The following is a 15,259-nucleotide window of genomic DNA, read 5'->3' on the forward strand; positions in this document are numbered from 1 at the left end:
CAAGTCCTCGTACTGGATGTACTTGGGCTTGTGCCCGGTGCGGCGAGTGGGGGCACCTCCCACGCCCTTAAGGCAGTGGGGGAGCGTGCCGGGCGTCGCGACGGGGCGAACGTTGCCTGTTGGGGCACTAGGGCACGTGTCTGCGGGCCCGCAGGGCCAGGCTCAACGCCAGGACCGTCTGCGGGTCGTCGAGGTCGGTGCCCAGCAACTCCCCGATGCGGGCGAGCCGGTTGTACAGGGTCTGCCGGTTGAGGTGGAGTTCGCGGGCCGTCTCCGCCTTGCGGCCGGCGTGCGCCAGATAGGTCTGCAGGGTCGGCAGCAGCGGCGGCTTGGACCGGTTGTCGTGATCGCGCAGCGGGCCGATCGCCCGGTCCACGAACGCGGCGAGGTCCGGATGGTCGCGCAGCCGCCACAGCAGCAGGTCGATGTCGAGGCGGCGGGCGTCGTACCAGGGCCGGTCGGTCAGGCCCTGCGCGGCCGTCGCCGTCTCCGCCGCGTGCCGCAGCCCCGCGGAGGCGGCCGCCCAGCCGCCCGCCACACCGACCACCACGACCGGCGGCGGCGAGCCGGGCCGGCGCATCCCGGCCCGCTCCACGCCCGCCCTGAGCGCCGCCGCCACCCGGTCGGCGACCGCCGCGCGCTCCGCCTCCGCACGCAGGCCCAGCAGCACCAGCACCCGGCCCTCCACCGGCCGCACGCCCAGCAGCACCGGCATGCCCACGGCGGCCAGCTCCTCGGAGACCGCCCGCGCCAGCACCGCCCAACCCCCGCCGGGCGCAAGGGAGTCACCGATCCGCATCACCACCGGCAGCAGCGGGCTGTCGCCCGGCTTGAAGCCGAGGACCCGGGCCTGCGCCGGGGCGTCCTCCGCGGTGATCCGGCCCTCGGCGAGATCCGTGAGGAAGTCACCGCGCCCCCGCGCCGCCAGCTCCTCCTCCTGCCGGGCCTGCATCAGCACCACGGCCAGGATGCCCGCGGCCCGCTCGGCGGCGATCCGGTGCACCGGGGCCAGCGGGGCGCGGACCGGGAGCAGGACCAGACGGGCGCGCACGGAACCGGCCGTACCGGGCCCGCCGCCGGGCACGTCCACCAGCACCGAACCCGCGGGCGGCGGCGCGTCCTTGTGCGGGCCGCGCAGCCCCTCCCACACCTGCAGCGGGTCCGCGCCCTCGGGCCCCTCCCCGGCGGCGTACAGCAGGCGGCCGTCGGCCGTCTCCAGGAACACCGGGTTGCCGCTGAAGTCCGCCAGGATGCCCAGCACCTGTGGCACCCCGCCCCCGCCCAGCAGCGCCTCGGTGCACCGCCGGTGCACCTCCTCCGCGCGCTGCAGCAGGGCGTAGTGGCCGTTGACGATCTCGGTGTGGATCTCCTCGGTCACCGTCACGAACGGCACCTCGCGGTGCAGCTGGACCAACGGCAGTCCGGCGGCGCGGGCGGTGTCCACCAGGGCCGAGGGCAGCCGGCTGAAGCGCGGGCCCAGCTCCACCACGAGGGCGGCGATCCCGCGCTCGGCGAGGGTGCGCACGAACGCCCGCTGTTCGGCCGGGCGGGTGCCGAGGCCGTAGCCGGTGGTCAGGAGCAGCTCGCCGCCCTTGAGCAGCGAGGCGATGTTGGGCACCTCGCCCGCGTGCACCCAGCGCACCGTGCGCCCCAGCCGGTCGGCACCCGCCAGGATCTCCGGCAGCCCGCTGCGCAGACCGGGCAGTTCCAGCGCCCGCTGAACGGTGATCCCGGCGCCCTGGGTGTCGAATCGGTTGTCCGTACGGCTGTCCATGCAGCGGACGCTACCTGCGTAAACGCCCTTCAGGACAGCTCCGGGCTACACGGGCGCGATGTTGTGGTTGAACCGGAAGACGTTGTCGGGGTCCCAGCGCCGCTTGACCTTCTCCAGACGCAGCAGGTTCCCGGCGCCCAGGCCCGCCCGCACCCGCTCGGGCCCCTCGTCGCCGATGAGGTCGAGCGGGACGGCACCGGTGCGCCACGGCCGGACGTCGGCGCACGTGTCCCGCACCCAGGCGAGGGCACGCTCGTCATCGGCCGGGTCCGTCCAGCGGGCGAAGGGGTGCAGCAGCCAGGGCGCGTCCCGGTACGGCACCGGGTACCCGGCCGGGCCGGTGACGACCGCACCGCCCAGTGGGAGGAGCACGGGCCGGAAGCCGCCCGGCGCCGGTACGGCCTGCGCCCGGTCACAGAAGACGTCCACCAGCTCGTCCGGCAGGCCCGTCAGGCACTCCGCCGACCAGTGCGCCCGCCCGCCCGGGGAACACAGCAGGCGCCCGGCCTCGGCACCGGTCAGCTCCGCAGTGTGCGGCAGCGCCAGCAGCGGTTCGGCGAGTTCACGCAGCCCCGCCTCGCCACCCGCGTAGGTCAGCAGCGCGCCGCACAGCACCCTGTCCGGGCCCAGATACATCACGGCGCCGCCCACCTCGTCCGGACCGGTACGGACGAGCTCGCGGAAGGTGCGGACCACGTCCGGGCCGGACTCCGGCAGGCACAGCAGCAGCACCTCGGAGAACTCCGGCAGCTCGTGCAGCTCCAGGGTGAGCGCCGTCGCGATGCCGAAGTTGCCGCCCCCGCCGTGCAGCGCCCAGAACAGCTCGGGGTTCTCGTCGGCGTTCGCGTGCACCCGCTCGGCGTCGGCGGTCACCAGCTCGACCCCGATGAGATCGTCCACGGCGAGACCGAAGGCACGGTCCAGCCGGCCGGTGCCGCCGCCGAGCACGAAGCCGGCGACACCGGTGGCCGGAGCACGGGCGCCGGCGGTCGCGAGGCCGTACGGCCGGGTCGCCCGGTCCAGGTCGCCCATCGTGGCGCCGCCCTCGACCCGGACCGCCTCCGCCGCCGGGTCGACGGTGACCCCGTGCATCCGGCGCAGGTCCACCACGAGCGCGCCGTCGACCCGGGCCCCCGCCAGGCCCTGCCCGCCGCCACGCACCGCGATGTGCAGGTCCAGCTCGCGCGCGAAACGGACGGCCCGCGCCACGTCGGCCGGGTGCGCGCACCGGGCGATGACGGCCGGGCGCCGGTCGATCATCGCGTTGAAGACGAGCCGGGCCTCTTCGTAGCCCGGCTCTCCCGGGGCGAAGACCTCGCCCGTCAGATCCTCACGGAGCGCGCCGAGGGCCGTGTGCGCCTTGGAACGGGTGGCCATGGCCGGGACCCCCTTCCAGGAGGGGTCACCTTCCAGCCTAGGGGCCCGCTAACCGCCGTACGCCCCGGACGCCGTCAGCCGCAGTGCCGTGTCGATCAGCGGCACGTGGCTGAACGCCTGCGGGAAGTTGCCCACCTGCCGCTGCAGGCGCGGGTCCCACTCCTCCGCCAGCAGGCCGAGGTCGTTGCGCAGCGCGAGGAGCCTCTCGAACAGCTTGCGGGCCTCGTCCACCCGGCCGATCATCGCCAGGTCGTCCGCCATCCAGAACGAGCAGGCCAGGAAGGCGCCCTCGTCACCGGGCAGGCCGTCGACGCCCGCGTGGGCGCCCTCCGTCGGGTAGCGCAGGATGAACCCGTCCGGGGTGGACAGCTCGCGCTGGATCGCCTCGATCGTGCCGATCACCCGCTTGTCGTCCGGCGGCAGGAAGCCCATCTGCGGGATCAGCAGCAGCGAGGCGTCCAGCTCCTGGGAGCCGTAGGACTGCGTGAAGGTGTTGCGCTCCTTGTCGTAGCCCTTCTCGCACACGTCCCGGTGGATGTCGTCGCGCAGTTCCTTCCAGCGCTCCAGCGGGCCGTCCGCGTCCCCGGACTCGATCAGCTTGATGGTGCGGTCCACCGCGACCCAGGCCATCACCTTGGAGTGCACGAAGTGCCGGCGCGGGCCGCGCACCTCCCAGATGCCCTCGTCCGGCTCCTGCCAGTGGTCCTCGAGGTAGCGGATCAGCTTCAGCTGGAGCAGGGAGGCGTAGTCGTTGCGGGCCAGGCCCGTCATGTGCGCCAGGTGCAGGGCCTCGGTGACCTCGCCGTACACGTCCAGCTGGAGCTGGTGCGCGGCGCCGTTGCCCACCCGGACCGGGGCCGAGGCCTCGTAGCCCGGCAGCCAGTCCAGCTCGGCCTCGCCCAGTTCGCGCTCGCCGGCGATGCCGTACATGATCTGCAGGTTGTCCGGGTCGCCGGCGACCGCCCGCAGCAGCCACTCGCGCCAGGCGCGGGCCTCCTCGCGGTAGCCGGTGCGCAGCAGGGAGGACAGGGTGATCGCCGCGTCGCGCAGCCAGGTGTAGCGGTAGTCCCAGTTGCGGACCCCGCCGATGTCCTCCGGCAGCGAGGTCGTCGGGGCCGCGACGATGCCGCCCGTGGGGGCGTACGTCAGGGCCTTGAGGGTGATCAGGGAGCGGACCACCGCCTCGCGGTACGGCCCGTGGTACGTGCAGTGCTCGACCCACTCGCGCCAGAACTCCTCGGTCGCCACCAGCGAGGCCTCCGGCTCCGGCAGCGGCGGCGGCTCCTTGTGCGAGGGCTGCCACGAGATGGTGAACGCGATCCGGTCACCCGGGGCGACCGTGAAGTCGGCGTACGTCGTCAGCGACTTCCCGTAGGTCTCGGCCTCCGTGTCGAACCACACCGAGTCCGGCCCGGCGACCGCCACCGTACGTCCCTCGTGCTTGTGCACCCAGGGGATGACCCGGCCGTAGGAGAACCGCATCCGCAGCGCCGAGCGCATCGGCACCCGGCCGGTGACGCCCTCCACGATCCGGATCAGCTGGGGCGCGCCCTCACGCGGGGGCATGAAGTCGGTCACCCGCACCGTGCCGCGCGGGGTGTCCCACTCCGACTCCAGGATCAGCGAGTCGCCGCGGTAGCTCCGCCGGGCGGCCGTGGGCGGCTCGGCGTCGGCGGCGTGGGCCGGGCCGAGCCGCCAGAAGCCGTGCTCCTCGGTGCCCAGCAGGCCGGCGAAGATGGCATGCGAGTCGAAGCGGGGCAGGCACAGCCAGTCCACCGTGCCATCCCGGCAGACCAGGGCAGCGGTCTGCATGTCTCCGATGAGTGCGTAGTCTTCGATGCGCCCGGCCACGTGCAACTCCAGTCGAACGGCCACGTCGCCCCCGCAGGGGGCTGTCGCTAGTGCGGTCAAGGGGTCGTTGTTATGCGTCGTTGAGCGGTGAAGCAAAGCAGCCCGCCGAGCCCTGAGGCAATACGACAGTCTTTGCTCAACGAGCTGCCGCGCTCAAGGTCTTCCGGGTGATGCCGGCGGGGGTGTGCCGTCGTTCCGGCCGGGCTCGGCAGCGAGTGTCCGAGCAGGATACGACGCACGTAGATGATCTGCGTCCCGCTCCGGGCAACCCGTGTGGGCCGAATGGGTGAGCAGCGGGTGATAGCCGTGTGACCTGTGCGTGCCTGTGCTGACATGTGTGGCGACCTGCACTGTCCCCGCGGCCCGGCACCGGCTGAGCGAGCCGCCCGTACCCGGGCGGGCGCGGAGCGTGGCCGGAAGCCATCCGTCCCAGGCGCTGATACCCTGGTAGCCCGTGGACCGGTGGGCCCCAGAGCAGAAGAGAGGGGTCCCCCGAACCGCAGCGACGGCACCCCCGGAAGGCTCCGGGACGGCAGCCGCACCGCCTCACAGACAGCGACCACGGGAGCCCCCTCTTGGCCATGCCGCCGCCCTCTTTTCGATCGAGCACAGCCACGACGACCAAGCACATCTTCGTCACCGGGGGTGTCGCCTCCTCGCTCGGCAAGGGCCTCACCGCCTCCAGCCTGGGCATGCTGCTCAAGGCCCGCGGCCTGCGCGTCGTGATGCAGAAGCTCGACCCGTACCTGAACGTGGACCCGGGCACGATGAACCCCTTCCAGCACGGTGAGGTGTTCGTCACCAACGACGGTGCCGAGACCGACCTGGACATCGGACACTACGAGCGCTTCCTCGACCGTGACCTGGACGGCACCGCCAATGTCACTACAGGCCAGGTGTACTCGACCGTGATCGCCAAGGAGCGGCGCGGCGAGTACCTCGGCGACACGGTGCAGGTCATCCCGCACATCACCAACGAGATCAAGCACCGCATCCGGCGCATGGCCACCGACGAGGTGGACGTCGTCATCACCGAGGTCGGCGGCACCGTCGGCGACATCGAGTCGCTGCCGTTCCTGGAGACCGTCCGCCAGGTCCGCCACGAGGTCGGCCGGGACAACGTCTTCGTCGTGCACATCTCCCTGCTGCCGTACATCGGCCCCTCCGGCGAGCTGAAGACCAAGCCGACCCAGCACTCCGTCGCCGCGCTGCGCAACATCGGCATCCAGCCCGACGCGATCGTGCTGCGCTGCGACCGCGAGGTGCCGACCGCCATCAAGCGCAAGATCTCGCTGATGTGCGACGTCGACGAGGCCGCCGTGGTCGCCTGCCCCGACGCCCGCTCGATCTACGACATCCCGAAGGTCGTGCACTCCGAGGGCCTGGACGCCTACGTCGTGCGCAAGCTCGACCTGCCGTTCCGTGACGTCGACTGGACCACCTGGGACGACCTGCTGGACCGCGTCCACAACCCCGACCACGAGATCACTCTCGCGCTGGTCGGCAAGTACATCGACCTGCCCGACGCCTACCTGTCGGTCACCGAGGCGCTGCGGGCCGGCGGCTTCGCCAACCGCGCCCGCGTGAAGATCAAGTGGGTCACCTCGGACGACTGCAAGACCCCGGCCGGCGCCAAGGCCCAGCTCGGCGACGTCGACGGCATCTGCATCCCGGGCGGCTTCGGCGACCGCGGTGTGCTCGGCAAGGTCGGCGCGATCCGCTTCGCCCGCGAGAACAAGATCCCGCTGCTCGGCCTCTGCCTGGGCCTGCAGTGCATCGTGATCGAGGCCGCCCGCAGCCTCGCCGACATCCCGGACGCCAACTCCACCGAGTTCGACCCGGCCACCGGCCACCCGGTCATCTCCACCATGGCCGAGCAGCTGGACATCGTCGCCGGTGAGGGCGACATGGGCGGCACCATGCGGCTCGGCATGTACCCGGCGAAGCTCGCCGAGGGCTCGATCGTGCGCGAGGTGTACGACGGCAAGGAGTACGTGGAGGAGCGGCACCGCCACCGCTACGAGGTCAACAACGCCTACCGCGCGGAGCTGGAGAAGAAGGCCGGCATCCTCTTCTCGGGCACCTCGCCGGACGGCAAGCTCGTGGAGTACGTGGAGTACCCGCGTGACGTCCACCCCTACCTCGTCGCCACGCAGGCGCACCCCGAGCTGCGCTCGCGGCCGACGCGTCCGCACCCGCTGTTCGCCGGGCTGGTGAAGGCCGCGGTCGAGCGGAAGATCTCGAAGTAACACAAGGGTTGTACGGTGGCCGGGGCGCGCGCACTCAAAACGATCGCGTCCCGGCCGCTCGCGCACGTGGGGAAGGACAGGGCATGACGATCAAGGACACCGCCGAGGAGTGGGAGATCCGGGCGACGGAGACCCCCTTCACGGGCAACAAGACCTCCGTCCGCACGGACGACGTGGTCATGCCCGACGGCTCGGTGGCCCGCCGCGACTACCAGGTCCACCCCGGCTCGGTCGCCGTCCTCGCACTCGACGAGGAGGACCGGGTGCTGCTGATCAACCAGTACCGCCACCCGGTGCGGCACAAGCTGTGGGAGATCCCGGCCGGCCTGCTCGACGTGCCCGGCGAGAACCCGCTGCACGCCGCCCAGCGCGAGCTGTACGAGGAGGCGCACGTCAAGGCCGAGGACTGGCGGGTGCTGACCGACGTCTACACCACGCCCGGCGGCTGCGACGAGGCCGTACGGATCTTCCTCGCCCGGAATCTGTCCGAGGCCGAGGGCGAGCGGTTCGCGGCGGAGCACGAGGAGACCGACATGGAGCACGCGCGCGTGCCGGTCGAGGAGCTGGTGCGCCGCGTGCTGGCCGGCGATGTGCACAACAACTGCCTGGTCGTAGGTGTCCTCTCCCTGGTGGCCGCGCGTGGCGGCGACGGCCTCGACGCGCTCCGCCCCGCCGACGCCCCGTGGCCGGCCCGCCCCTTCCAGTCCTGAGCCGCACCCGCCGCCCCGTGCCCACTCGTCCGGCGCAGTGGTGTGACGATCGCCTGATCCGATCGGGGGACCTGCCCGTCGCGCTCCTCACGGCACCTGCAAGAGCGTGAACTAGGCTCTTCACGCCCGCAGTGGACCATCCGGCGGGCTTGCGCGTGCGGTGGGACGGGAGTGTGGCCCGTGACGGATCAGGTCGTGGACACAGGCGGCGTGCGGCTCTCGGGTCACGAGGGCGCGGAGAGCCATTTCCTGGGCCGTACACGGGAGTTGAAGGAGCTGCGCGCCGACATCGAGCGTGCGGGTCTGGACACCCTCTCCGGCCGCAAGGCGCCACGCGCGCGCGTGCTCCTGATCGCGGGCCGCCCCGGCTCCGGCCGCACCGCCCTCGCCGGGGAACTCGTACGCCAGGTTGCCGACCGCTACCCCGACGGGGTGCTGCGGGCCCGGCTCAGCGAGCCCGACGGCACCCCCGTCCCCGTCGGGCGCGCCGCCCGCGACCTGCTCGCCGCGCTGGAGCTGCCCGCCCCGGCCGGTGCCGCCGAGGACGACCTCACCGAGGCGCTGCGCACCGCCCTCGCCGGCCGGCGCGCCCTGCTGCTCCTGGACGACGCGGCCGGCGCCGAGCAGGTCGACGCACTGCTCCCCGAGGCCCCGGACTGCCTGGTGGTGGCCGTCTCCTCCGGCCCGCTGACCGGCATCGCGGACGTCCGCCCCTGCACCCTGGGCGGCCTGGACACCAAGTCGGCGGTGGAACTCCTCACCCGCTACGCCGGCACGGTCCGCATCACGGTCGACCCGCGCTCCGCCGAGAGCCTGGTCGAGGCCTGCCAGGGCCACCCCGCCGCGCTGGTCCTGGCGGGCGGCTGGCTCGCCGCCCGCCCCAAGGCCGCCGTCTCCGACCTCGCCAAACGGCTGCACACGGCCGCGGACGACGGCCCGGACGTCTCCCCACTGGCCCGTGTCTTCCGCCATGTCCTCGGCGAGTTGCCGGGCCCGGCCGCCCGGATACTGCGCCTGCTCTCCCTCGCCCCGACCGGGCTGATCGACCCGCACACCGCCTCGGCCCTGGCCGGCTGCTCGGTGAGTGCCGCCCGCGCCACCCTGGACGACCTCGTCGCCCTCGGCCTGCTGCGCCCGGTGGACTCCCCCCTGCCCCAGTACGAGGTCCCCGGCTGCCTGCACCCCCTGCTGCACGCCTGCGCCCAGGGCCAGGAGCGGCCCGCGGAGCTGCAGCTGGCCCGGGCCCGGATGCTGGAGCGGACCGTACGGCTGCTGCAGTCGTGCCGGGCGATCACCGAGACGGACAGCCCGCAGGCCCGGGAGAAGCTGAACGCGATGGCTCCGGAGGTGCGTTTCCCGAACCCCAGGGCGGCCGCCGACTGGCTGCGCATCCGGCGCCCCGCGCTGCTGGCGTGCGCGCGTCTGGCGGTGGCCGACGGCGAGCTGGACACCCTCGCCCGGCGACTGACGTCCCAGCTGGTCAGGGCCTTGGTGGCGCACGTCGGCACCCGGGCCGCCGCTGCCGACCTGTACGAGATGCACAGCCTGGTCCTCGATGTCGCCGAGCGGCGCGGGCTGGCCCGGGAGCAGGCCGCGGCCCTGCTGAACCTCGGTGACGTGGACGCGCAGACCGGCCGTACCCGGGACGCGCTGGCACGCTATCGGTCGGCTTTGGACGCAGGACGCAGAGCAAATGACCCGTACGCGACCGGTCGCGCAATGGAATCCGTAGGTGGTGCCTACCAGGAGCTCGCGGACCACGACCGGGCCGCGGACTGGTTCGGCCGTGCCCTGGCCGAGCGGCAAGCCCGCGGCGAGCGTGAGCACGCCGCCCGGCTGTACGGCCGGATCGCCACCGCCCACACCTACGCGGGCCGCTACGGCGAGGCCCTGCGGAACTGGCGGGCCGCCGTCGCCGGCTACCGCAAGGCCGGCGATGTCGCCGCCCACGCGCGGGCGTTGAGCGAGGTGGCCCGGGTGCAGGAGTACGCGGGACGGTTCGAGGAGTCCCTGCGCACCTGCCACGAGGCGGTGGAGTGGGCGCGGCGCGCCGACGACGTCCGGTTGCAGGCCGCCCTGCAGCTCCGGCTCGCCGACACGCTGGAGCGCCTGGGCGACGCGGCCGCCGCCCGTCTGCACCGCACGGCGGCCGCGCGCATGCTGGACGATGAGGGCCAGGAGGGCGGGACAAGGGTGGAACAGGCCACGAATGCCTGCGAAATCCGTAGTGCATCCATCGAAGATTGATGCAATGAAAGGCTAGACAGGCAGAACACCTTCATTAAACTGGCTCTGCCGCACGTTCTCCTGCGGTGTCTCCCGGTGTGCCCTTGCGTGCCCGGGTATGTCATGTAATGCACCCCCCATACCCTCTGAGCCAAGGACCGTGATCGACGTGAAGGTCGGCATCCCCCGCGAGGTCAAGAACAACGAGTTCCGGGTGGCCATCACCCCCGCCGGTGTGCACGAGCTGGTGCGCAACGGGCACCAGGTCGTCATCGAGCGGGGCGCCGGCCTCGGCTCCTCCATCACGGACGAGGAGTACGTCTCCGCCGGTGCCGCGATCCTCGACACCGCCGACGAGGTGTGGGCCGCCGCCGACCTGCTGCTGAAGGTCAAGGAGCCCATCGCGGAGGAGTACCACCGCCTCCGCAAGGACCAGATCCTCTTCACCTACCTGCACCTGGCCGCCTCCAAGGAGTGCACGGACGCGCTCATCGAGTCCGGCACCACGGCCATCGCCTACGAGACCGTCGAGCTGCCGAACCGCGCGCTGCCGCTGCTCGCCCCGATGTCCGAGGTCGCGGGCCGGCTGGCCCCGCAGGTCGGCGCCTACCACCTGATGCGCGCGGCCGGCGGCCGCGGCGTGCTGCCCGGCGGCGTCCCGGGCGTGACCCCGGCCAAGGCCGTCGTCATCGGCGGCGGTGTCTCCGGCTGGAACGCCACCCAGGTCGCCGTCGGCATGGGCTTCGACGTGACCCTGCTGGACCGCGACATCAACAAGCTGCGCGAGGCCGACAAGATCTTCGGCACGAAGGTCAAGGCGATCATGTCCAACTCCTTCGAGCTGGAGAAGGCCGTCCTCGACGCCGACCTCGTCATCGGCGCGGTCCTCATCCCGGGCGCCAAGGCCCCGAAGCTGGTCACCAACGAGCTGGTGGCCCGCATGAAGCCCGGAAGTGTCCTTGTCGACATCGCGATCGACCAGGGCGGCTGCTTCGAGGACTCCCGCCCGACGACGCACGCCGAGCCGACCTTCCCGGTGCACAACTCGGTCTTCTACTGCGTCGCCAACATGCCCGGCGCGGTGCCCAACACCTCCACCAACGCCCTCACCAACGCGACGCTTCCGTACATCGTCTCCCTCGCCAACAACGGCTGGGTCGAGGCGCTGCGCCGCGATGCATCGCTCGCCAAGGGTCTCAACACCCATGACGGCAAGGTCGTTTACAAGGAGGTCGCCGAGGCCCACGGCCTGGAGCACGTGGAGCTCGAGACGCTCCTCGGCTGACCCAAAAGGCGATTCGTCAACACGACTCGTCAACAGCGCGCACCCGGCCGGACCTTGCCCGACAAGGTCCGGCCGGATGTGTGTATGGTCACTTGGCGACTCTTGGCCAACTCGCCTCGAACGCAACCCTTCGACCGATTCGTACACCGGTGAAACCTGCTGTGCGACGGCCGTACGCCCTTGACAGCGAGATGTTTCATTGCCGACACATCCTGCCGGGTCCGGCGGATTGTGTTGCTGCGGACCGCCGACACGCCATAGAGTCGCCAACCGTCGGCATGGTGCCACGCTGACCTTGTCTAGAAGTTTCCTGGTCACCAAGGAGGTAAGACGACTTGTGAATGAGTCGACATTTTCTCCCGGGGGTGGTCAACCAGGAATGCCTGCACGGGGCCAGGGCCCCGCGGGATTCGAGGCTGTCGGCTCCGTAGCTGTGCGCACCTTCGCAGCCCACCAGAGTTCCGGTCCGCAGGCGGCCGGGACAGCACACCAGAGCATGGATGGCCATCACGTGAACGCCATGGCCGGCGACGGAAGTGGCGCGCCCCACAACCAATTCGCCGACTACGACGAACTGCCCGAGGGGCACTTCTACGACCCCGACGCCGAGTACGAGCCCGATCCGGAGTACGCAGCCACGCTCGCGCCCGACGCGGCCCGCCAGCGCCGCGAGCGCGTCGGTCCGACCGGACGCCCGCTGCCGTACTTCCCGATCCCCGGCCCGCTGACCGACCACGGCCCCGCGAAGATCATCGCGATGTGCAACCAGAAGGGCGGCGTCGGCAAGACCACGTCGACCATCAACCTGGGTGCCGCGCTCGCGGAGTACGGCCGGCGCGTGCTGCTCGTGGACTTCGACCCGCAGGGCGCGCTGTCGGTGGGTCTCGGTGTCAACCCGATGGAACTCGACCTGACGGTCTACAACCTGCTCATGGAGCGGGGCATGTCCGCGGACGAGGTCCTGCTGAAGACGGCGGTCCCCAACATGGACCTGCTGCCCAGCAACATCGACCTGTCGGCGGCAGAGGTCCAGTTGGTGTCGGAGGTGGCGCGCGAGTCGACCCTGCAGCGCGCCCTGAAGCCGCTGATGCCCGACTACGACTACATCGTGATCGACTGTCAGCCCTCGCTCGGCCTGCTCACCGTCAACGCCCTCACGGCCGCTCACAAGGTGATCGTGCCGCTGGAGTGCGAGTTCTTCGCCCTGCGCGGTGTGGCCCTGCTGACCGAGACCATCGAGAAGGTCCAGGAGCGGCTCAACCCCGAGCTCGAACTGGACGGCATCCTCGCCACGATGTACGACTCGCGCACGGTGCACAGCCGTGAGGTCCTGGCCCGCGTGGTCGAGGCGTTCGACGACCACGTCTACCACACGGTGATCGGACGCACGGTCCGGTTCCCGGAGACCACGGTCGCCGGTGAGCCCATCACCACCTACGCCTCCAACTCCGTCGGTGCCGCCGCCTACCGCCAGCTCGCCAGGGAGGTGCTCGCCCGGTGTCACGCCGAGTGAGTCTGCCCGGGGCCGACGAACTCTTCCGTACGACAGGGGGGACGGCGCTTCAGCCGTCGACTCCCCGGCGCTCGGCCAACGGTGAGGCCCGTGTGCCGGCTCCCGCAGGGGAGAGCGACGACGTGGCCGCCGCCGAGGACGCACCGCAGGCGGTGCCGGTCCAGGGCGGTGACGGCGAGGGCGCGGAGCATGTCGCGGCGGAGGCCGAGCCGGACGGGGCCGGCGAGTCCCGCAGCCGCCCGCCGCGCCGCCAGGCGGCGCAGGAAGGCTCCGGCGGACCCGCCGCGGCCGCGCAGCCGCGGAAGCGGGGCCGGTCGGCGACACGGCGGCCCAGTGGGCGCGAGCGCCACGACGAGAAGATCACCGTGTATGTGTCGGCCGAGGAGCTGATGGACCTCGAGCACGCCCGTCTGGTGCTCCGCGGTGAGCACGGGCTCGCGGTCGACCGCGGGCGGATCGTCCGCGAGGCGGTGGCCGTGGTCCTGGCCGACCTGGAGTCCCGCGGGGACGCGAGCATCCTCGTACGCCGGCTGCGGGGGCGGTAGCGGTAGCCTGCGGGGGCCATGACCTCGTCCGACGTTCCCGCCCCTGCCTCCGGCCCCGCTGCCGGCCGCCGGCGTGCGCTGGGGCGGGGGCCGGGGGTCGTACCTGCCGCGGAACCCGAACCACCCGAGCCCGCTCCCGAGCCTGAGCCCGCTGCCGGACCCGAGCCCGCTCCCGGGCCTGAGCCCGCTGCCGGACCCGGGCCCGTTCCCGAGGCCGTCCCGGCGCCACGTCCGGAACCTGAAGCGCCCCCCGCACCCGAAGAGCCCCGCGACGGCGTCTTCAAGGTCCGGCTCGCCAACTTCGAAGGGCCCTTCGACCTGCTCCTCCAGCTGATCTCCAAGCACAAGCTGGACGTCACCGAGGTGGCCCTGTCCAAGGTCACCGACGAGTTCATGGCGCACATCCGGGCCATGGGCCCCGACTGGGACCTGGACCAGACGACCGAGTTCCTCGTCGTGGCCGCCACGCTGCTCGACCTGAAGGCGGCCCGGCTGCTGCCCGCCGCCGAGGTCGAGGACGAGGCCGACCTGGCGCTGCTGGAGGCGCGGGACCTGCTGTTCGCACGGCTGCTGCAGTACCGGGCGTACAAACAGGTCGCGGACATCTTCAACCAGCGGCTCGACGAGGAGGCCCGGTGCCGGCCCCGTACCGTGGGCCTGGAGCCGCACCACGCCGAGCTGCTGCCCGAGGTCGTCATCAGCATCGGCCCCGAGGGCTTCGCCAGGCTCGCGGTCAAGGCGATGCAGCCCAAGCCCAAACCGCAGGTGTACGTCGACCACATCCACGCCCCGCTCGTCAGCGTGCAGGAGCAGGCGGGAATCGTGGTCGCGCGGCTGAGGGAGCTGGGCGAGGCCAGCTTCCGGGCGCTGGTCGAGGACACCGACGACACGCTCACCGTCGTGGCCCGGTTCCTCGCCCTGCTGGAGCTCTACCGCGAGAAGGCCGTCGCCCTGGAGCAGGAGACCGCGCTCGGGGACCTGCTCGTGCGCTGGACCGGCGGAGACACCGACACGGCGCCCATGGTCACCGACGAGTTCGACCGGCCGCCCGAGCAGCCCGAGGAGGAGAAGAAGGCATGAGTGAGACCACCGAGCTCCCCCCGGGGCTGCGCGGCGTAGCCGACCTCGACCTCAAGCCCGCCCTGGAGGCGATGCTCATGGTCGTGGACGAGCCCGCTACCGAGGAGCACCTGGCCAAGCTGCTGGAGCGGCCGAAACGGCAGGTCTCGGACGCGCTGCGGGAGCTGGCCGACGAGTACACCGTGCAGGGCCGCGGCTTCGAGCTGCGGTTCGTCGCGGGCGGCTGGCGCTTCTACACCCGCGCCGACTACGCCCCGGCCGTCGAGCGGCTCGTCCTGGACGGCCAGACCGCCCGGCTCACCCAGGCCGCCCTGGAGACCCTCGCGGTCGTCGCCTACCGCCAGCCGGTCAGCCGCAGCCGCGTCTCCGCCGTACGCGGAGTCAACTGTGACGGTGTGATGCGCACCCTCCTGCAGCGCGGTCTGGTCGAGGAGGCGGGCACGGAACCCGAAACAGGTGCGATCCTGTACAGGACGACGAACTACTTCCTGGAGCGGATGGGCCTGCGTGGCCTGGACGAGCTTCCGGAACTCGCGCCCTTCCTCCCGGAGGCGGAGGCGATCGAGGCCGAGACCCAGGAGGGGGTCCCGTCGTTCGACCCGGACGCGCCCGACGCGCCCGGCGGTCAGGACGCAGACGACTAAGACGG

General features: G+C 72.0%; 11 protein-coding genes. 8 read left to right on the forward strand and 3 right to left on the reverse strand.

What is annotated here, in order from left to right; translation table 11 throughout:
• Window positions 1-127 precede the first annotated feature (127 nt).
• From ACFYZB_RS08015 to ACFYZB_RS08025, 3 genes are read right to left on the reverse strand one after another with little or no spacing between them, the layout of a single operon-like run.
• The gene (locus ACFYZB_RS08015; RefSeq protein WP_351206911.1) at window positions 128-1,774 is read right to left on the reverse strand and encodes a PucR family transcriptional regulator; all 1,647 of its coding nucleotides are present in this window, start codon (window positions 1,772-1,774) and stop codon (window positions 128-130) included.
• 45 nt (window positions 1,775-1,819) lie between these two features.
• A complete protein-coding gene (locus ACFYZB_RS08020) occupies window positions 1,820-3,151 on the reverse strand; it encodes an FAD-binding oxidoreductase (protein WP_388755707.1) in 1,332 nt (443 codons plus the stop codon).
• 48 nt (window positions 3,152-3,199) lie between these two features.
• Window positions 3,200-5,002, reverse strand: coding sequence for a glycoside hydrolase family 15 protein (locus tag ACFYZB_RS08025; protein ID WP_351206955.1), 1,803 nt, complete (start codon window positions 5,000-5,002; stop codon window positions 3,200-3,202).
• A 581-nt stretch (window positions 5,003-5,583) separates the two neighbouring features.
• Here ACFYZB_RS08025 and ACFYZB_RS08030 point away from each other — a divergent pair.
• From ACFYZB_RS08030 to scpB, 8 genes are all read left to right on the forward strand, one after another.
• Window positions 5,584-7,251 (forward strand): CTP synthase, encoded by a 1,668-nt coding sequence (locus tag ACFYZB_RS08030; protein ID WP_388756503.1) that lies wholly within the window; start codon window positions 5,584-5,586, stop codon window positions 7,249-7,251.
• Window positions 7,252-7,334: 83 nt separating this feature from the next.
• Window positions 7,335-7,961, forward strand: coding sequence for an NUDIX domain-containing protein (locus tag ACFYZB_RS08035; RefSeq protein ID WP_388755709.1), 627 nt, complete (start codon window positions 7,335-7,337; stop codon window positions 7,959-7,961).
• 180 nt (window positions 7,962-8,141) lie between these two features.
• Window positions 8,142-10,208 (forward strand): tetratricopeptide repeat protein, encoded by a 2,067-nt coding sequence (locus ACFYZB_RS08040; protein ID WP_388755712.1) that lies wholly within the window; start codon window positions 8,142-8,144, stop codon window positions 10,206-10,208.
• A 148-nt stretch (window positions 10,209-10,356) separates the two neighbouring features.
• The gene (ald, locus tag ACFYZB_RS08045; protein ID WP_388756506.1) at window positions 10,357-11,472 is read left to right on the forward strand and encodes an alanine dehydrogenase; all 1,116 of its coding nucleotides are present in this window, start codon (window positions 10,357-10,359) and stop codon (window positions 11,470-11,472) included.
• Window positions 11,473-11,851: 379 nt separating this feature from the next.
• Window positions 11,852-12,985: a ParA family protein gene (locus ACFYZB_RS08050; RefSeq protein WP_388755715.1), complete on the forward strand. Its 1,134-nt coding sequence runs from the start codon at window positions 11,852-11,854 to the stop codon at window positions 12,983-12,985.
• Complete coding sequence (locus ACFYZB_RS08055; RefSeq protein ID WP_351206897.1) at window positions 12,970-13,530, forward strand: hypothetical protein; 561 nt, start codon at window positions 12,970-12,972, stop codon at window positions 13,528-13,530. The genes ACFYZB_RS08050 and ACFYZB_RS08055 overlap by 16 nt, the downstream gene beginning before the upstream one ends.
• Window positions 13,531-13,548: 18 nt before the next feature.
• On the forward strand, window positions 13,549-14,610 hold the full coding sequence (locus ACFYZB_RS08060) for a segregation and condensation protein A (RefSeq protein WP_388755719.1): 1,062 nt from the start codon (window positions 13,549-13,551) through the stop codon (window positions 14,608-14,610).
• On the forward strand, window positions 14,607-15,254 hold the full coding sequence (scpB, locus tag ACFYZB_RS08065) for an SMC-Scp complex subunit ScpB (RefSeq protein ID WP_388755722.1): 648 nt from the start codon (window positions 14,607-14,609) through the stop codon (window positions 15,252-15,254). The genes ACFYZB_RS08060 and scpB overlap by 4 nt, the downstream gene beginning before the upstream one ends.
• Window positions 15,255-15,259: the final 5 nt, after the last annotated feature.

Source organism: Streptomyces sp. NPDC001852 (assembly GCF_042891825.1).
Classification (GTDB): Bacteria; Actinomycetota; Actinomycetes; order Streptomycetales; family Streptomycetaceae; genus Streptomyces.